Below are 17988 nucleotides of genomic sequence, written 5' to 3'. Positions count from 1 at the left end.
TTTCGTTGAAATAACAACGCCGAGCCTCTTGCTGGAGGCGAGAAGATCCGTGATTTGATAACGATCAGATCACGGATTTTTCCGGCATTAAAGTATAACGCCTTTCAATCATCGCTTGTCTGCAACAAGTGAACCATAACGAAGGAGGGTTGCTCCTTGTTGGACGTGAACAACTTCGAGTACATGAAAATCGGATTGGCGTCTCCGGACAAAATCCGTTCTTGGTCCCGCGGTGAAGTCAAGAAACCCGAGACGATCAACTACAGGACGCTGAAACCAGAGAAGGAAGGCCTGTTCTGCGAGAAAATCTTCGGGCCGACGAAGGACTGGGAGTGCCATTGCGGCAAATACAAACGCGTACGTTATAAAGGCGTCGTGTGCGACCGTTGCGGCGTAGAAGTTACGCGCGCGAAGGTACGCCGCGAACGGATGGGCCACATTGAACTGGCAGCGCCCGTTTCGCATATTTGGTACTTCAAAGGCATCCCAAGCCGCATGGGTCTGGCGCTCGACATGTCGCCTCGCTCGCTTGAGGAGATCATCTATTTTGCATCGTATGTGGTGACGGATCCAGGTGATACGCCGCTCGAGAAGAAACAGCTTCTCTCCGAGAAAGAATACCGCAGCTACCGTGAGAAATACGGCTACGGATTCCAAGCGGGCATGGGTGCGGAAGCAGTCAAGAAGCTGCTTCAAGACATCGACGTTGAACGCGAGTTAGAGACGCTCAAAGAAGATCTTCGCACCGCTCAGGGCCAACGTCGTAACCGGGCGATTAAGCGTCTGGAAGTCATCGAGGCATTCCGTAACTCCGGCAACATGCCGGAATGGATGATTCTCGATGTGCTGCCGGTTATTCCGCCGGAGCTTCGTCCGATGGTTCAGCTGGACGGCGGCCGTTTCGCAACGTCCGACTTGAATGACCTGTATCGTCGCGTGATCAACCGGAATAACCGTTTGAAGCGCCTGCTTGACCTGGGCGCGCCAGACATCATTGTGCAGAACGAGAAACGGATGCTACAGGAAGCCGTAGACGCCTTGATCGATAACGGTCGTCGCGGTCGTCCGGTAACGGGCCCAGGCAACCGTCCGCTCAAGTCTCTCAGCCACATGCTGAAAGGTAAACAAGGTCGTTTCCGTCAGAACTTGCTCGGTAAGCGCGTTGACTATTCCGGCCGTTCCGTTATCGTTGTCGGACCAAGCTTGAAGATGTACCAATGCGGTCTTCCGAAAGAGATGGCGCTCGAGCTGTTCAAGCCGTTCGTCATGAAAGAACTGGTCAACAAGGGTCTGGCGCACAACATCAAGAGCGCGAAGCGCAAAGTCGAACGCGTCAGCGCCGAAGTTTGGGACGTTCTTGAAGAAGTTATCAAGGAGCACCCGGTTCTTCTTAACCGTGCCCCTACGCTTCACCGTCTCGGCATCCAGGCGTTCGAACCGATTCTGGTCGAAGGTCGCGCCATTAAGCTTCACCCGCTCGTCTGTACGGCATATAACGCCGACTTCGACGGTGACCAGATGGCCGTTCACGTTCCGTTGTCTGCTGAAGCTCAAGCGGAAGCCCGTTTGCTCATGCTCGCATCCGGCAATATCCTTAACCCGAAAGACGGTAAGCCTGTCGTAACGCCGTCCCAGGATATGGTTCTCGGCAGCTACTACCTGACGATGGACAACAAGGAAGCCAAAGGCAGCGGCTCCGTGTTCGCAACCGTGAACGAAGCGATCTCCGCGTACCAACGTGGCATCGTCTCCTTGCATGCCCGCGTATTCGTACCGGTTCGCGTGCTGAAGAAGAAGACGTTTACGGAACAGCAGCAGAACTCGATGATCAGCACGACGGTCGGCAAGATCATCTTTAACGAAATTTACCCGGATACCTTCCCGTACATTAACGAAGCAACGAAGTTCAACCTGCTTCATGGTACGCCGGACAAATATTTTGTGTACGAAAAAGGTACCGATCTGCAGAAGTTCATGAACGATCTGCCGATCGCGCCTGCGGTAGGTAAAGATTACTTGGGCAACATCATTGCCGAAGTCTTCCGTATTTACCACACGACGCTTACAGCTGTGACCCTTGACCGGATCAAGCAGCTCGGCTTTACGTATTCGACGCGTGCCGGTATTACAATCGCCGTCTCCGACGTTATCGTACCGCCAGAGAAATTCGAGGTTCTCAAAGAATCCGAAGAGAAAGTCAAAGTGGTTACGAATCAATACCGTCGCGGTTTGATTACCAATGAAGAACGTTATGACCGCGTTATCGGCATTTGGGGTCAGACGAAAGACAAAATCACGGATATCCTCATGAAATCGATGGATCGCTACAACTCCATCATGCTCATGGTCGATTCCAAAGCACGGGGTAACAAATCCCAGATTACGCAGCTTGGCGGTATGCGGGGACTGATGGCCAACCCATCCGGCCGTATTATCGAGTTGCCAATCAAATCGAACTTCCGCGAAGGTCTGACGGTCTTGGAGTACTACATCTCCACGCACGGTGCCCGTAAAGGTCTTGCCGATACGGCCCTTCGTACAGCGGACTCGGGTTACTTGACTCGTCGTCTCGTTGACGTTGCGCAAGACGTTATCGTTCGCGAAGACGATTGCGGTACGGATAAAGGTTTTGCCGTAAGCCGGATTCAGGATGGCAAAGAGGTTATCGAGGATCTGTACGATCGTATCGAAGGCCGCTATTCGTTCGAAACGGTCCGTAATCCGAAAACCGGAGAAGTTATCGTACACCGCAGCGAATTGATCGATTCCAACAAGGCGGAAGCGATTATCGAAGCTGGTATCGAGCGTCTTCAAATTCGTTCCGTATTGAGCTGCCGCGCGCGTCATGGCGTATGTAAGAAGTGCTATGGCCGTAACCTGGCGACAGGCAAATTCGTCGAGATCGGCGAAGCGGTCGGCATTATCGCGGCGCAATCGATCGGCGAGCCGGGAACGCAGCTCACGATGCGTACATTCCATACCGGCGGTGTTGCCGGCGATGATATTACGCAAGGTTTGCCGCGTATCCAGGAGCTTTTCGAAGCGCGTAATCCGAAAGGTCAAGCGATCATTACCGAGTTCGACGGGGTCGTCAAAGACATCCGTGAAGCGAAGGACCGTCGCGAGATCGAAGTACAGGGCGAAGCGGAAAGCAAAGTCTATGCGGTCACTTACGGTTCCCGTATCCGTGTCGTCAAAGGTCAACAGCTTGAAGCTGGCGACGAGCTGACGGACGGTTCGATCGACCCGAAAGAGATGCTGCGCATCAAAGGCATTCGCGGCGTGCAGAACTACATCCTTCAGGAAGTTCAGCGCGTTTACCGGAACCAGGGCGTAGAAATCAACGACAAACACGTCGAAGTCATGATCAAGCAGATGCTTCGCAAAATCCGTATCGTCGATGCGGGTGATACGCCGCTTCTGCCTGGTGCTTTCGTCGACATGCATGAATACGAAGCGGCTAACCGCGATGCGATTCTGTCCGGCCAAGAGCCGGCTGTCGCTAAGCCAGTGCTGCTCGGTATTACGAAAGCGTCGCTCGAGACCGACTCCTTCTTGTCCGCGGCGTCCTTCCAAGAGACCACTCGCGTTCTTACGGACGCGGCGATCAAAGGCAAGGTCGACCAGCTGCTCGGCTTGAAAGAGAATGTCATCATCGGCAAACTGATTCCTGCAGGTACGGGCATGAACCGTTACCGCAGCATTCGTTTTGCAGGAATGGAAGACGAGACGGAAGGTTTGGATGATACATTGGAGACCGAAGCGGTTTCCGTAGAGTCTTAACAGTCGAGTATCGTGCCAATTTCTGAGTAGGCAGGAAGAGCATGCCGGACACCAGCTGGCTAAATCAGCGTGTTCGGTTGCTCTTAACCCTGTCGGCATGAATGCTAGCGAATGCAGGACAGGCTTGAAAGAATAATATCTCCGAACAAGCTTGACATAAGGCTGGGCGGAATGCTAATATGTCGTAGTGTGCCATTTTGCATGACCCCTGTAAGAGCAACCAACCATATAATCGCCGCCTTAGATGGTATCGAGAGGATTGGAAGGAAGGGAATCCATGCAATATATAATTGGCAGTAAACAGACGACGAAGATGGTCGAGCAGCGCAAGGCTATCGAAGTCTACGTTGCGCAAGACGCGGATCCACGAATGAAGGACAGCATTGTCCGACTTTGCGAAACGGCGGGCGTGCCGATTACCTGGGTCGAATCGATGAAGAGTCTCGGGGTAACCTGTGGCATTGAAGTCGGGGCTGCCATGGCGGCCGTTATACCGGAAATCGAATAAAGAACTTTCGTTTTTACTGGATGAGAGTCTGGTAGAAACTTTCGTTTGCTTCTTTATGAACCGCCTGGGTCTGTGGGCTTAAAATAAAGCCGAAGTTTTACTTGTTTTTGATTATGGGAAGGAGGTGGCAGCATGCCAACAATTAACCAGCTGGTACGCAAAGGCCGTCAAGCGAAAGTAGTAAAATCGAAATCGCCGGCATTGCAAAGAGGATTTAACGCACTGAAACGGGAAGCTACCGACATCAGCGCTCCGCAAAAACGCGGTGTTTGCACACGTGTAGGTACGATGACGCCGAAGAAACCAAACTCCGCACTCCGGAAATATGCTCGTGTTCGTCTGACGAACCGCGTTGAGGTTACGGCTTACATCCCAGGTATCGGACACAACCTGCAAGAACACAGCGTTGTACTGATCCGCGGTGGCCGTGTTAAAGACCTTCCGGGTGTACGTTACCATATCGTTCGCGGTGCGCTCGATACTGCAGGCGTAAACAACCGGAAACAAGCTCGTTCCAAATACGGTACGAAGCGTCCGAAAGTTAAGAAGTAAGAGATAACCCGATAAGGGTATCGCAATAACGAACGAAGTGAATAATTGAGAAAGGGGGGCACCCTCATGCCACGCAAAGGTCCAGTACCTAAACGTGACGTTCTGCCGGATCCGCTGTACAATAGCAAACTCGTAACTCGTTTGATCAACCGTATCATGATCGACGGCAAGCGCGGCGTTGCCCAAACGATCCTGTACGATGCGTTCACCCTGATTAACGAGCGCACGGGTAAAGATCCGATGGAAGTATTTGAAGCAGCAATCAAAAACATCATGCCAGTTCTGGAAGTTAAGGCTCGCCGTGTCGGCGGTTCCAACTACCAAGTACCGGTTGAAGTTAAACCAGAGCGTCGCACTACTCTTGGTCTCCGTTGGCTCGTGAACTACTCGCGTAACCGCGGCGAGAAAACAATGGTAGAGCGTCTGGCGGCTGAAATCATCGATGCGTCGAACAACACTGGCGCAGCAGTGAAGAAGCGCGAAGACACGCACAAAATGGCAGACGCGAACAGAGCATTCGCTCACTATCGCTGGTAGAATTTCAGTGTGGTTTGCGCTTGCTTATGCGAGCGCAGGCGGCCTGATAATTCGCAAAATCGAAAGGAGACGAGATCATGGCAAGAGAGTTCTCCTTGAAAGATACACGTAATATCGGGATCATGGCGCATATCGATGCTGGTAAAACGACGACGACCGAACGGATCCTGTTCTACACAGGCCGTACCCACAAAATCGGCGAGGTGCACGAAGGTGCAGCGACGATGGACTGGATGGAGCAGGAACAAGAGCGCGGCATCACGATTACGTCTGCCGCGACGACTGCTCAATGGAAGGGTCACCGCATCAATATCATCGACACCCCGGGGCACGTTGACTTCACCGTTGAAGTTGAACGTTCCCTGCGTGTATTGGACGGGGCTGTAGGGGTTTTCAGTGCAAAAGAAGGCGTTGAGCCTCAGTCCGAAACCGTATGGCGTCAAGCGGATCGCTACGGCGTTCCACGGATCGCATACGTGAACAAAATGGACATCATCGGCGCAGACTTCCTCAATGTCGTAAAAGACATGCGCGAGCGTCTGCAAGCGAATGCTGTCGCAATCCAATTGCCTATCGGTGCTGAGAACGACTTCGTAGGCGTAATCGACATCATTGAGCGTGTCGCTTATGTTTACAAAGACGATCTGGGCAAAGACCCGATTCAAGGCGAAATTCCTGCGGACTTGGCAGACAAAGTCGAAGAGCTTCGTTTGGAATTGGTAGAGAAAGTTGCGGAACTGGACGAAGAGCTTATGATGAAATACCTGGAAGGTGAAGAACTCACGATTCCAGAAATCAAAGCTGCACTGCGCAAAGGCGTAGTTGAAGTTAAGATCTTCCCAGTCGTTGCAGGCTCCTCGTACCGCAACAAAGGCGTTCAGCTTATGCTCGACGCGGTTGTAGACTATCTGCCAGCGCCAATCGACGTTCCGGACATCAAGGGTACCCTTGAAGATGGCACGGAGACAACTCGCAAATCGGCAGACGACCAACCGTTCTCGGCGCTGGCGTTCAAAATTATGACTGACCCGTATGTCGGTAAGTTGACGTTCTTCCGCGTATACTCCGGCGTTTTGAGCTCCGGTTCGTACGTATTGAACTCGACCAAAGGCAAACGTGAACGTATCGGTCGTATTCTTCAGATGCACGCTAACAGCCGTCAAGAGATCAGCGATGTTTACTCCGGTGATATCGCGGCTGCGGTAGGTCTGAAAGATACAACAACGGGCGACACGCTCTGCGAAGAGAAAAACCCGGTTATCCTTGAGTCGATGAACTTCCCTGAGCCGGTTATCCAGCTCGCGGTTGAGCCTAAGACGAAAGCTGACCAGGACAAGATGGGTATCGCTCTGCAGAAGCTGTCTGAAGAGGATCCGACGTTCCGTGCTCATACGGACGAAGAGACTGGCCAGACAATCATTGCAGGCATGGGCGAGCTTCACTTGGAAATCCTCGTTGACCGTATGCTTCGCGAATTCAAAGTCGAAACAAACGTTGGTAAACCACAAGTTGCTTACCGTGAAACGTTTAAACAGGCTGCGAAAGTGGAAGGTAAGTTCGTTCGCCAATCCGGCGGCCGTGGCCAGTTCGGTCACTGTTGGGTTGAGTTCGAGCCACTCGAAGCTGGCGAAGGCTTCAAATTCGAGAACAAAGTGGTTGGCGGATCGATTCCGCGCGAATACATTGCTCCAATCCAAGCTGGTATTGAAGAGTCGATGAAGAACGGCGTCCTTGCAGGATTCCCGCTCGTTGACATCAAAGCAACTGTATTCGATGGATCCTACCATGACGTTGACTCCTCGGAGATGGCGTTCAAAATCGCAGGTTCCATGGCGCTTAAAGCAGCGAAAGAGAAATGTGCTCCGGTTCTGCTTGAGCCAATCATGAAAGTTGAAGTAAGCGTTCCAGAAGAGTACATGGGCGACGTAATGGGTATGCTTAGCTCCCGTCGTGGCCGCATCGAAGGTTCGGATACGAAGCACGGTTCGTTGATCGTTCGTGCTAAGGTACCTCTCGCTGAGATGTTCGGTTACTCGACGACGCTTCGTTCCGGTACGCAAGGTCGTGGCGTATTCTCCATGGAGCTTTCGCACTATGAAGAAGTACCACGTTCGATCTCCGAAGAGATCATCAGCAAGTCGAAAGGCAACGCGTAAGCGTAACGTCTTAGACGAGCCGTATCATAAGTTGTCCTTTGGTCGGTAGGTAGACTGACCTTAACCGGCAGCCGACTCCGACCACTAAACATATAAAACAATTCCGTTTTATTAAGGAGGAAACAGTTCAATGGCTAAGGCTAAATTTGAACGTAATAAACCGCACGTTAACATCGGTACTATCGGTCACGTCGACCATGGTAAAACAACACTGACTGCTGCCATCACAACGGTTCTTTCCAAGAAATACGGCGGTGCGGCAATCGCATTCGACCAAATCGACAAAGCTCCAGAAGAGCGCGAGCGCGGTATCACAATCTCCACAGCACACGTTGAGTATGAGACGCCTAACCGTCACTACGCTCACGTTGACTGCCCAGGCCACGCCGACTATGTTAAAAACATGATCACAGGCGCAGCACAAATGGACGGCGCGATCCTCGTTGTATCCGCAGCTGACGGTCCAATGCCACAAACGCGCGAGCACATCCTGCTCTCCCGCCAAGTAGGCGTACCTTACATCGTCGTATTCCTGAACAAATGCGACATGGTTGAAGACGAAGAGCTCCTCGAGCTGGTTGAGATGGAAGTTCGCGACCTTCTTAACGAATACGAGTTCCCAGGCGACGACACGCCAATCATCCGTGGTGCAGCTCGTGAAGCGCTGCAAAACCCAGATGGTCCTTGGGCTGATAAAATCGTTGAACTGTTCGAGCAAGTTGACACGTACATCCCAACTCCAGAGCGTGACGTTGACAAGCCATTCCTGATGCCTGTCGAGGACGTATTCACGATCACTGGCCGTGGTACGGTTGCAACTGGCCGCGTTGAGCGTGGTGTAGTTAAAGTTGGCGACGAGGTTGAAATCGTTGGTCTGGCTGAAGAAACTCGCAAATCCGTATGTACGGGTGTTGAGATGTTCCGTAAGCTGCTTGACTCCGCTCAAGCTGGCGACAACATCGGCGCACTGCTTCGTGGCGTTGACCGTAAAGACATCGAGCGTGGTCAAGTTCTGGCTAAGCCAAACTCCGTTAAACCACACACGAACTTCACGGCTCAAATCTACGTCCTGACTAAAGAAGAGGGTGGCCGTCACAAGCCTTTCTTCACAGGCTACCGTCCACAGTTCTACTTCCGTACAACTGACGTTACGGGCATCATCAACCTGCCAGAAGGCACAGAGATGGTTATGCCAGGCGACAACATCACAGTTACGGTTGAAATGATCTCGCCAATCGCGATCGAAGAAGGTACTCGCTTCGCAATCCGCGAAGGCGGCCGTACTGTAGGCGCTGGCGCAGTAGCAACGATCCAAAAATAAGGAATAGCGGCATCAGCCGCTTTCGCAAAGACCCTCACATGTGAGGGTCTTTTTGTTTGGCAAACAAAGGACGGGGCGTATAACTAGCGCAACCCAGGTCAACAATGGTATGATGGTCAAATGTGAGTTTCTTCTATAAAAGTAGAAGCAAAACTCACCCCATTTTATGGACAGCTGAGAACGACAAACCATCATGACCAAGTAAGATCAGAAAATACACGGCAGCCCAACATTTTTGTTGCATTTGCCCTAGAGATTAGATATAATATTTTCTGTTGGTCTGTGACGTTGCGATGATGTGAGAGGTTGTTGACACACCCGGCTCCTTTGCCATGAGGAGCGTGTCGAGTTTTTCTCACGGAGTATGTCCGATACTAAATTGGGCGATAGAAGGAGGGAACTACAATGGCAAAGCAAAAGATTCGTATTCGCTTGAAAGCATACGATCACAGAATTCTTGATCAATCCGCAGAGAAAATTGTGGAAACTGCGAAACGTTCCGGTGCAGGCGTGTCGGGTCCGATTCCGCTTCCGACTGAGAAGCAAATCATCACCATTCTGCGTGCGGTACACAAGTACAAGGATTCTCGGGAACAATTCGAAATGCGCACACACAAGCGTCTGATCGATATTGTTAACCCAACGCCGCAAACGGTTGATGCACTGATGCGTCTCGATCTGCCATCCGGTGTAGATATCGAAATCAAGCTGTAAAGCATAACGGAAACAGGATAAGAAAAGAGGTGTCAACATGAAAGGTATCTTAGGGAAAAAACTCGGCATGACGCAAGTGTTCACGCCTGAAGGCAACGTAATTCCGGTAACGGTAATCGAAGCTGGCCCGAACGTCGTCCTGCAAAAGAAAGACCAAGAGAACGATGGCTACGAAGCGATCCAAATTGGTTTCTCCGATAAGAAAGAGAAAAATGCAACAAAACCGGCTATCGGCCATGCTAAGAAGGCTGGAACGGCTCCTAAGCGCTACGTTCGCGAAATTCGCGGAATTAATCTCGGTGAGTATGAAGTTGGCCAAGTGATTAAGGCTGACCTGTTCGCGGAGGGCGAATTTGTTGACGTAACGGCAGTATCCAAAGGTAAAGGCTTCCAAGGTAACATCAAACGTTGGGGTCAAAGCCGCGGTCCTATGGCGCACGGTTCGCGTTACCACCGTGGTCCAGGTTCGATGGGTTCGATTCAAGCGAACCGCGTTCCTAAAGGCAAACACCTTCCAGGACATATGGGTCACGAAACAGTTACAATTCAGAACCTGCAAGTTGTACGCGTTGACGCTGAGCGTAACGTGCTCCTCGTAAAAGGTTCCGTACCAGGCCCGAAAAACAGCTTGGTTAAAGTGAAAATTACGGTGAAGAAATAATCGTCATAAAGAAAGGAGGAACTAGCAATGCCAACAGTAGAAGTATTGAATGTGAGCGGCTCTAAAGTGGGCGAGCTTGAGCTGGCGGAAGGCGTGTTCGGAATTCAGCCGAACGTACACGTTCTGCACAGCGCGGTTCTGCTTCAACAAGCTGCTGAACGTCAAGGAACACATAAGACGAAAGGACGCTCCGAAGTTCGTGGCGGCGGCCGTAAACCTTGGAAACAAAAAGGTACGGGTCGTGCACGTCAAGGTAGCATTCGTTCGCCGCAATGGGTTGGCGGCGGTACTGTATTTGGTCCTGTGCCACGTACTTACGGCTTCAAACTTCCTAAGAAAGTTCGCCGTCTGGCGATTAAATCCGCTCTCTCTTCCAAAGTGATTGCGAATGACATTATCGTTCTGGATCAACTTACACTGGCTTCGCCGAAGACGAAAGAATTCGCAGCCATCCTGAACAACCTGAAAGTTGCACGCAAGGCACTTGTTGTAACGGCTAACTACGAAGATAACGTAGCATTGTCCGCACGCAACATCCCAGGTGTTAAGTTTGTAGCAGCTGAAGGCATTAATGTTCTGGACGTACTGGTTCACGATAAGCTCATCATCACTAAAGAGGCTGTAGCGAAAGTACAGGAGGTGCTTGCGTAATGAAGGATCCACGCGATATTATCAAGCGCCCGATTATTACGGAGCAAACAAGCGACTTTATGGCGAATAAGCGTTACGTCTTCGAAGTGGATATCCGTGCAAACAAAACGGAAATCAAAGAAGCCGTTCAACAAATCTTCAAAGTAAAAGTCTCGAGCGTAAACACGCTGCGTATGCCGGCTAAACCGAAGCGTTATGGTCGCCACAGCGGATACACGTCCGAATGGAAAAAAGCAATCGTTCAACTGTCGGCTGACAGCAACGAGCTTGAGTTTTTTGAATCGGTATAAGGAACTGGGCGGAGCGTTACACGCATCGGCCGCCTAGCCCCTTAAGACAACGGTAAGGAGGGAATCGAAGTGCCAGTTAAGAAGTATAAACCGACTTCCCCGGCTCGCCGTGCAATGTCCGTCTCGACGTTCGAAGAGATCACGACAAGCACACCGGAGAAATCGCTTCTTGCGCCGCTTTTCAAAAAAGCAGGCCGCAATAACCAAGGCAAAATCACGGTTCGCCATCATGGTGGCGGCCACAAACGCAAATACCGGATTATCGACTTCAAACGTAACAAGGACGGTATCGTAGGAAACGTCGCGACGATCGAATACGATCCGAACCGTACGTCCAACATCGCTCTGATCCACTACGTGGACGGCGAGAAACGCTACATCATCGCTCCTAAAGGTTTGAAAGTTGGCGATCAAATCGTATCCGGCGTTGGCGCTGACATCAAAATCGGCAACACGCTTCCACTGGAAAACATTCCGGTTGGTACGGTTATCCACAACATCGAACTGAAACCTGGCAAAGGTGGCCAGCTGGTTCGTGCAGCTGGTACGGAAGCTCAGCTTCTTGGTAAAGAATCCGAGTACGTATCGATCCGTCTTTCCTCCGGCGAAGTTCGTCGCATCCTGAAGAAGTGCCGCGCGACAATCGGTTCTGTTGGCAACGAAGATCACGAACTCGTGAAAATCGGTAAAGCTGGTCGTTCCCGTTGGCTCGGCAAGCGTCCTGAAGTTCGCGGCGTCGTCATGAACCCGAACGATCACCCACACGGTGGTGGTGAAGGCCGTGCTCCAATCGGACGCAAATCGCCTATGTCGCCTTGGGGCAAACCAACTCTCGGCTACAAAACGCGCAAGAAGAAAAAAGCATCGAGCCAATACATTATTCGTCGTCGCACGAAGTAATCATTGCTTTGAAGCTGCCGCGTGACGCAGGTTACGCAATCGTCTCTTGAAGGGAGGACAAACCATGGGTCGCAGTTTGAAGAAAGGTCCGTTTATCGACGGCTACCTGCTCAAAAAAGTTGAGGTTCTCAACGAAACAAACAAGAAAGTTGTTGTAAAGACTTGGTCCCGTCGTTCGACGATTTTCCCGCAATTCATCGGTCACACGTTCGCGGTTTATGACGGCCGTAAGCACGTACCGGTTTATGTAACGGAAGATATGGTTGGCCACAAACTCGGTGAGTTCGCGCCAACGCGTTCGTACAAAGGCCACGGCAACGACGACAAGAAAACGGGCCGTCGTTAATCGGCAGCCCTCTACTTAAGTTTTGATGAACGAGAGGAGGTCCTACCATGTCACAAGCTAAAGCGCATGCTAACAACGTTCGCATTGCACCGCGTAAAGCTCAACTCGTTGTTGACTTGATTCGCGGCAAGAAAGTCGGCGAAGCGATCGCAATTCTGCGTCACACGCCGAAAGCTGCTTCCCCGATCGTCGAGAAGCTGCTGAACTCTGCAATCGCTAACGCTGAGCACAACCACCAGCTGGACGCGAACAAACTGGTTGTCGAGCAAGTGTTCGTTAACCAAGGTCCTACGATGAAACGTTTCCGTCCGCGCGCTATGGGTCGTGCTAGCCGGATCAACAAAAGAACTAGCCACATTACACTAGTGGTATCCGAAAAATAAGGAGGGAAAACGTGTGGGTCAAAAGGTAAATCCCGTCGGTCTTCGTATCGGTGTTATCCGTGACTGGGAATCCAAATGGTACGCAGGCAAAGACTTCGGCGATCTGCTCATGGAAGACGTAAAAATCCGTGAGTACCTGAAGAACAAACTGAAAGACGCAGCTGTATCCCGCTTTGAAATCGAGCGCGCAGCTAACCGCGTTAACGTTACGATTCATACTGCGAAACCGGGTATGGTAATCGGTAAAGGCGGTTCCGAGGTTGAGAACCTGCGTACGGAACTGGCTAAAATCTCCAAAGGCAAAAAGATTCACATTAACATTTCCGAGATCAAACATCCGGAACTGGATGCGATTCTTGTAGCTGAAAGCATTGCACAACAACTTGAGCGTCGTATCTCGTTCCGTCGCGCGATGAAACAATCGATTCAACGGACAATTCGCTCGGGTGCAAAAGGGATCAAAACATCGGTCAGCGGTCGTCTGGGCGGTGCGGAGATCGCACGTACGGAAGGTTACAGCGAAGGTACAGTACCGCTTCATACGCTGCGCGCAGATATCGACTACGGCACAGCAGAAGCGCATACGACTTACGGCCGCATTGGCGTAAAAGTATGGATCTATCGCGGTGAAATCCTTCCGTCGAAGAAGAAAGCAGCAGCTCCCCAGGAAGGAGGCAACTAAACCATGTTGGTACCAAAACGCGTCAAACACCGTAAACAACAACGCGGTAACATGAGAGGTCGCGCTAAAGGCGGCACTGAAGTGGCCTTCGGCGAATACGGCCTGCAAGCTATGGAACCAGGCTGGATCACGAACCGTCAAATCGAATCCGCTCGTATCGCGATGACTCGTTACATCCGTCGTGGCGGTAAAGTATGGATCAAAATCTTCCCACACAAACCAATCACTCAAAAGCCTCTCGAAGTGCGGATGGGTAGCGGTAAAGGTAACGTGGAGAAGTGGGTTTCCGTCGTAAAACCAGGCAAGATCATGTTCGAACTTGCTGGGGTATCCGAGGAAATCGCGCGTGAAGCAATGCGTCTTGCTGCTCACAAACTCCCTGTAAAAACGAAGTTCGTGAAACGCGAAGAAGTGGGTGGTGAAGCAAATGAAAGCTAGTGAATTTCGCAACCTGACCTCTGCTGAGATCGAACAAAAAGTCGCTGGTTTTAAAGAAGAGCTCTTCAACCTTCGTTTTCAATTGGCCACCGGTCAACTTGACAACCCGACGCGTATCAGCGCCGTGCGTAAGGAAATTGCTCGTGCTAAAACCGTTCTGCGTGAAAGAGAACTTGGAATCACCAGCTAATTGGAGATTCTTTAGTGATAATAGCGTGACCGCCTAAGGAAGGAGGAAGAACATGAGCGAACGTAATGCCCGCAAAGTTCAGGTCGGTAAAGTTGTAAGCGACAAAATGGACAAAACGATCGTAGTTGCTGTTGAAACATACAAAAAACACGATCTGTACCATAAACGCATCAAGTACACGAAGAAATTCAAAGCGCATGACGAGAACAACCAAGCTAAAATTGGTGACACGGTGAAAATCATGGAAACTCGTCCGCTTTCGAAAGACAAACGGTTCCGCCTGGTCGAAATCGTTGAAGAAGCAGTAGTTCTTTAAGTTGTTTATTGTTAAGCATTTTCCCGAAAGGAGGACGTTAAAATGATTCAACCATTTACGCGTTTGGCCGTCGCTGACAACTCCGGTGCGAAGGAACTGATGTGTATCCGTGTACTGGGTGGTACGGGACGTCGTGTTGGCCATATCGGTGATCTGATCGTTTGCTCCGTCAAACAAGCAACACCTGGCGGCGTTGTCAAAAAGGGCGACGTAGTTAAGGCAGTTATCGTTCGTACGAAGCGTGCGGTACGTCGTAAAGACGGTTCGTACATTGCGTTCGACGAGAATGCAGCCGTAATCGTTAAAGAAGATAAGAGCCCACGTGGTACTCGTATTTTCGGACCAGTTGCTCGCGAGCTTCGCGACCGCGACTTCATGAAAATCGTATCCCTTGCTCCGGAAGTTATCTAATAGCACGAATTAAGCTTGCTTACCGCAAGCATGCAGGAGGTGTAACTCATGCCACGTTTGAAAAAAGTGTTGGAATCCCACAACAATAAACTGCACGTGAAGAAAGACGATACCGTTATCGTCATCACGGGTAAAGACAAAGGCAAAAAAGGCCGCGTCATCGCAGCTTATCCACGTGAGAACCGTGTACTCGTTGAAGGCGTTAATCTGGTGAAGAAACACTCGCGTCCGTCCCAAGCGAATCCGCAAGGCGGCATTATCGAGCAAGAAGCACCGATCCACGTATCGAACGTTATGCACGTTGATCCAAAGAGCGGCAAAGTAACCCGTATCGGTTACAAAGTGCTCGAGAACGGCAAAAAAGTCCGCGTAGCGAAAGCTTCCGGCGAGATCATCGACTAATTGATCGCTTAAAGAAAGGAGGAACACTTTAAGATGGCAATCAGAATGAAAGAGCGTTACCTGAACGACATCACTCCTGCTCTCATGCAGAAGTTCAACTATACAACGGTTATGCAAGTGCCGAAGATTGAGAAAGTCGTTATCAACATGGGTGTTGGTGAGGCAGTTTCGAACTCCAAAGTGCTTGACGTAGCAGTTGAAGACCTTCGTCTGATCTCCGGTCAAAAACCGGTCATCACGCGTGCAAAAAAATCGATCGCAGGCTTTAAGCTTCGCGAGAACATGCCAATCGGGGTTAAAGTAACGCTGCGCGGCGAGCGCATGTACTACTTCCTCGACAAACTCTTCAACGTTTCTCTTCCACGCGTTCGCGACTTCCGCGGCGTATCGACGAAAGCGTTCGACGGTCGCGGCAACTACACACTTGGCCTTAAAGAACAACTGATCTTCCCGGAGATCGAGTACGATAAGGTTGACAAAGTACGCGGTATGGACGTCGTCATCGTCACGACGGCAAAAACGGACGAAGAAGCTCGTGAGCTGCTGACCCAATTGGGCATGCCGTTTGCGAAGTAATCCACAGGAGGTGTAATACCAAGTGGCAAAAACTTCGATGAAAGTGAAGCAGCAACGTACCCCTAAGTTCAAAGTGCGTGCTTACACGCGCTGCGAGCGTTGCGGCCGTCCACATTCCGTTTTGCAAAAGTTTAAAATTTGCCGGATTTGTTTCCGTGAATTAGCATACAAAGGCCAGATCCCTGGCGTTAAAAAAGCAAGCTGGTAATCAGCCTAGTTCGGGAAGGAGGTACAATCAATGGTTATGTCTGATCCAATCGCAGATATGCTGACACGTATTCGTAACGCGAATGTCGTTCGTCACGAAACTGTGGAAATGCCGGCTTCGAAAGTAAAGAAGCAAATCGCCGAGATCTTGAAGCGCGAGGGCTTTATCCGCGATGCCGAGTATATCGAAGATAACAAGCAAGGGATTATCCGTATTTTCCTGAAATACGGCGCTAACCAAGAACGCGTTATCACGGGGCTGAAGCGTATCAGCAAACCGGGTCTGCGTGTTTACACGAAAAGCAATGAAGTTCCACGTGTTCTTGGCGGTTTGGGAGTAGCGATCATTTCTACGTCCCAAGGCGTTATGACCGACAAAGAAGCTCGCCAAGTGAAGTCCGGCGGCGAAGTTCTCTGCTACGTTTGGTAATTGACTGCACAACGATTGGAGGTGTAACAAATGTCTCGTATTGGCCGCAAACCGATCCAAGTACCAGGTGGCGTAAACATCGACTTGGACAACAGCGTAATTACAGTTAAAGGACCGAAAGGTACGCTCAGCCGCACGATCCACAAAGACATGAACGTGGTGGTTGAAGAGAGCGTGATCAATATCGTTCGTCCTTCCGACAATAAATTGCATCGTTCCCTTCACGGTACGACGCGCAGCGTTATCGCGAACATGGTAACTGGTGTAACCGATGGTTTCTCCAAGAACCTTGAGCTCGTAGGCGTTGGTTACCGTGCAAGCAAGTCCGGTGACAAAATCGTACTGAACGTTGGTTACTCCCATCCGGTAGAAATCACACCGGAAAGCGGAATCGAGTTCGAAGTTCCTTCGAACACGAAGATCATCGTTAAAGGTATCGACAAAGAGCTCGTTGGCGCAACGGCTGCAAAAATCCGTTCCGTACGCGAACCAGAGCCGTATAAAGGCAAAGGTATCAAGTATGAAGGCGAGCGTATCCTTCGTAAAGAAGGTAAAGCTGGTAAGAAGAAATAAGAAGCGTACCTTATGGTCGCTTGACCGGATAGCATCTTAATCCATACAAGAAAGGAGTGTCTTCGAATGATCACTAAAGGCGATAAAAACAAAGCTCGTTTGAAACGTCACCTGCGTGTTCGTAAGAAAATCAGCGGTACGGCTGCACGTCCTCGTCTGTCCGTATTCCGTTCCTCCAAGCACATCTACGCTCAATTGATCGACGATGTAGCAGGCGTAACGATCGCGGCAGCATCGACGCTCGATAAAGAGATTACGGAAATCGGCAACGGCGGCAACGTGGAAGCAGCTCGCAAAATCGGCGAACTGATCGCAAACCGTGCGAAAGCAAAAGGCGTAGAGAATGTTGTATTCGACCGCGGTGGATACCTGTACCATGGCCGTATCCAAGCGCTGGCTGATGCAGCTCGTGAAGCTGGTCTTCAATTCTGATTCACATTACTCATTAAGGAGGTAAGACGACTTGCGTATAGATCCGAATGCGTTAGAACTCACTGAAAAAGTAGTTCAAATCAACCGCGTAGCGAAAGTTGTAAAAGGCGGACGCCGTTTCAGCTTCAGCGCGCTTGTAGTTGTCGGTGACGGTAAAGGTCATGTCGGCGCAGGCATCGGTAAAGCCGGCGAGGTTCCTGAAGCGATCCGCAAAGGCATCGAAGATGCGAAGAAAAACCTGATCCAAATCCCGCTTGTTAACACCACGATTCCTCACCAAGTGCTCGGACATTTCGGCGCAGGACGCGTGCTTCTCAAACCGGCATCTGAAGGTACCGGTGTGATTGCGGGTGGTCCTGTTCGTGCTGTTCTCGAGCTCGCAGGTGTAGGCGATATTCTTACGAAATCGCTGGGCTCTTCCAACTCCATGAACATGGTTAATGCAACACTGGAAGGTCTGTCCCGCCTGAAGCGTGCAGAAGATGTAGCCAAACTGCGTGGAAAAACCGTACAAGAGCTTCGGGGTTAA

25 protein-coding genes are annotated in these 17988 nt (G+C 50.8%); all 25 read left to right on the top strand.

Annotated features, from left to right (window positions below):
- Nucleotides 1-183: 183 nt before the first annotated feature.
- Nucleotides 184-3783, top strand: a complete 3600-nt coding sequence (gene rpoC, locus ACFFSY_RS26630) for a DNA-directed RNA polymerase subunit beta' (RefSeq protein WP_446686137.1) — start codon at nucleotides 184-186, stop codon at nucleotides 3781-3783.
- A gap of 277 nt (nucleotides 3784-4060) precedes the next feature.
- Entirely contained in the window at nucleotides 4061-4291 is a 231-nt protein-coding gene (locus ACFFSY_RS26625; RefSeq protein WP_377499871.1) for a ribosomal L7Ae/L30e/S12e/Gadd45 family protein, read from the top strand.
- Nucleotides 4292-4423: 132 nt separating this feature from the next.
- Nucleotides 4424-4843 carry a 30S ribosomal protein S12 gene (gene rpsL / locus ACFFSY_RS26620; RefSeq protein WP_377499869.1) on the top strand — a complete coding sequence of 140 codons (420 nt, stop codon included), beginning with the start codon at nucleotides 4424-4426 and terminating at the stop codon, nucleotides 4841-4843.
- 66 nt (nucleotides 4844-4909) lie between these two features.
- The gene (gene rpsG / locus ACFFSY_RS26615) at nucleotides 4910-5380 is read left to right on the top strand and encodes a 30S ribosomal protein S7 (protein ID WP_377499867.1); all 471 of its coding nucleotides are present in this window, start codon (nucleotides 4910-4912) and stop codon (nucleotides 5378-5380) included.
- A gap of 77 nt (nucleotides 5381-5457) precedes the next feature.
- Complete coding sequence (gene fusA, locus ACFFSY_RS26610) at nucleotides 5458-7536, top strand: elongation factor G (protein WP_377499865.1); 2079 nt, start codon at nucleotides 5458-5460, stop codon at nucleotides 7534-7536.
- 130 nt (nucleotides 7537-7666) lie between these two features.
- On the top strand, nucleotides 7667-8857 hold the full coding sequence (gene tuf, locus ACFFSY_RS26605; RefSeq protein WP_183604331.1) for an elongation factor Tu: 1191 nt from the start codon (nucleotides 7667-7669) through the stop codon (nucleotides 8855-8857).
- A gap of 405 nt (nucleotides 8858-9262) precedes the next feature.
- On the top strand, nucleotides 9263-9571 hold the full coding sequence (gene rpsJ / locus ACFFSY_RS26600) for a 30S ribosomal protein S10 (RefSeq protein ID WP_005544556.1): 309 nt from the start codon (nucleotides 9263-9265) through the stop codon (nucleotides 9569-9571).
- Between the two features lie 37 nt (nucleotides 9572-9608).
- Nucleotides 9609-10232 (top strand): 50S ribosomal protein L3, encoded by a 624-nt coding sequence (gene rplC / locus ACFFSY_RS26595; protein WP_377499862.1) that lies wholly within the window; start codon nucleotides 9609-9611, stop codon nucleotides 10230-10232.
- Nucleotides 10233-10259: 27 nt separating this feature from the next.
- Complete coding sequence (gene rplD / locus ACFFSY_RS26590) at nucleotides 10260-10883, top strand: 50S ribosomal protein L4 (protein ID WP_377499860.1); 624 nt, start codon at nucleotides 10260-10262, stop codon at nucleotides 10881-10883.
- Nucleotides 10883-11173: a 50S ribosomal protein L23 gene (gene rplW / locus ACFFSY_RS26585; protein WP_148933625.1), complete on the top strand. Its 291-nt coding sequence runs from the start codon at nucleotides 10883-10885 to the stop codon at nucleotides 11171-11173. Before rplD ends, rplW begins: the two co-directional genes overlap by 1 nt.
- A 69-nt stretch (nucleotides 11174-11242) precedes the next feature.
- A complete protein-coding gene (rplB, locus tag ACFFSY_RS26580; RefSeq protein ID WP_148933626.1) occupies nucleotides 11243-12073 on the top strand; it encodes a 50S ribosomal protein L2 in 831 nt (276 codons plus the stop codon).
- A gap of 64 nt (nucleotides 12074-12137) precedes the next feature.
- Nucleotides 12138-12419, top strand: coding sequence for a 30S ribosomal protein S19 (rpsS, locus tag ACFFSY_RS26575; protein ID WP_148933627.1), 282 nt, complete (start codon nucleotides 12138-12140; stop codon nucleotides 12417-12419).
- Between the two features lie 47 nt (nucleotides 12420-12466).
- Nucleotides 12467-12802, top strand: coding sequence for a 50S ribosomal protein L22 (gene rplV, locus ACFFSY_RS26570; RefSeq protein ID WP_377499857.1), 336 nt, complete (start codon nucleotides 12467-12469; stop codon nucleotides 12800-12802).
- A gap of 13 nt (nucleotides 12803-12815) precedes the next feature.
- Nucleotides 12816-13484, top strand: coding sequence for a 30S ribosomal protein S3 (gene rpsC, locus ACFFSY_RS26565; RefSeq protein ID WP_148933629.1), 669 nt, complete (start codon nucleotides 12816-12818; stop codon nucleotides 13482-13484).
- 3 nt (nucleotides 13485-13487) lie between these two features.
- Nucleotides 13488-13922, top strand: a complete 435-nt coding sequence (rplP, locus tag ACFFSY_RS26560; RefSeq protein ID WP_148933630.1) for a 50S ribosomal protein L16 — start codon at nucleotides 13488-13490, stop codon at nucleotides 13920-13922.
- The gene (gene rpmC, locus ACFFSY_RS26555; RefSeq protein ID WP_377499854.1) at nucleotides 13912-14112 is read left to right on the top strand and encodes a 50S ribosomal protein L29; all 201 of its coding nucleotides are present in this window, start codon (nucleotides 13912-13914) and stop codon (nucleotides 14110-14112) included. The genes rplP and rpmC overlap by 11 nt, the downstream gene beginning before the upstream one ends.
- Nucleotides 14113-14164: 52 nt before the next feature.
- A complete protein-coding gene (rpsQ, locus tag ACFFSY_RS26550; protein WP_148933632.1) occupies nucleotides 14165-14428 on the top strand; it encodes a 30S ribosomal protein S17 in 264 nt (87 codons plus the stop codon).
- A 42-nt stretch (nucleotides 14429-14470) separates the two neighbouring features.
- Nucleotides 14471-14839 (top strand): 50S ribosomal protein L14, encoded by a 369-nt coding sequence (gene rplN, locus ACFFSY_RS26545; protein ID WP_090583243.1) that lies wholly within the window; start codon nucleotides 14471-14473, stop codon nucleotides 14837-14839.
- Between the two features lie 48 nt (nucleotides 14840-14887).
- Nucleotides 14888-15241 carry a 50S ribosomal protein L24 gene (gene rplX / locus ACFFSY_RS26540; RefSeq protein ID WP_222871048.1) on the top strand — a complete coding sequence of 118 codons (354 nt, stop codon included), beginning with the start codon at nucleotides 14888-14890 and terminating at the stop codon, nucleotides 15239-15241.
- A 33-nt stretch (nucleotides 15242-15274) separates the two neighbouring features.
- Complete coding sequence (rplE, locus tag ACFFSY_RS26535; RefSeq protein WP_377499851.1) at nucleotides 15275-15817, top strand: 50S ribosomal protein L5; 543 nt, start codon at nucleotides 15275-15277, stop codon at nucleotides 15815-15817.
- A 22-nt stretch (nucleotides 15818-15839) separates the two neighbouring features.
- Nucleotides 15840-16025 (top strand): type Z 30S ribosomal protein S14, encoded by a 186-nt coding sequence (locus tag ACFFSY_RS26530; protein WP_013312154.1) that lies wholly within the window; start codon nucleotides 15840-15842, stop codon nucleotides 16023-16025.
- Between the two features lie 30 nt (nucleotides 16026-16055).
- Nucleotides 16056-16454, top strand: coding sequence for a 30S ribosomal protein S8 (gene rpsH / locus ACFFSY_RS26525; RefSeq protein WP_148933634.1), 399 nt, complete (start codon nucleotides 16056-16058; stop codon nucleotides 16452-16454).
- A 30-nt stretch (nucleotides 16455-16484) separates the two neighbouring features.
- On the top strand, nucleotides 16485-17027 hold the full coding sequence (rplF, locus tag ACFFSY_RS26520; RefSeq protein WP_377499846.1) for a 50S ribosomal protein L6: 543 nt from the start codon (nucleotides 16485-16487) through the stop codon (nucleotides 17025-17027).
- 66 nt (nucleotides 17028-17093) lie between these two features.
- The gene (gene rplR / locus ACFFSY_RS26515) at nucleotides 17094-17459 is read left to right on the top strand and encodes a 50S ribosomal protein L18 (RefSeq protein WP_377499844.1); all 366 of its coding nucleotides are present in this window, start codon (nucleotides 17094-17096) and stop codon (nucleotides 17457-17459) included.
- Between the two features lie 31 nt (nucleotides 17460-17490).
- Nucleotides 17491-17988: a 30S ribosomal protein S5 gene (gene rpsE, locus ACFFSY_RS26510; RefSeq protein WP_148933637.1), complete on the top strand. Its 498-nt coding sequence runs from the start codon at nucleotides 17491-17493 to the stop codon at nucleotides 17986-17988.

Origin of the sequence: Paenibacillus aurantiacus (assembly GCF_042431225.1) — a bacterium.
Taxonomy (GTDB): domain Bacteria; phylum Bacillota; class Bacilli; order Paenibacillales; family Paenibacillaceae; genus Paenibacillus_Z; species Paenibacillus_Z aurantiacus.
Note: the sequence above shows the minus strand (reverse complement) of the source record. Positions and strands in the feature narration are given on the sequence as shown.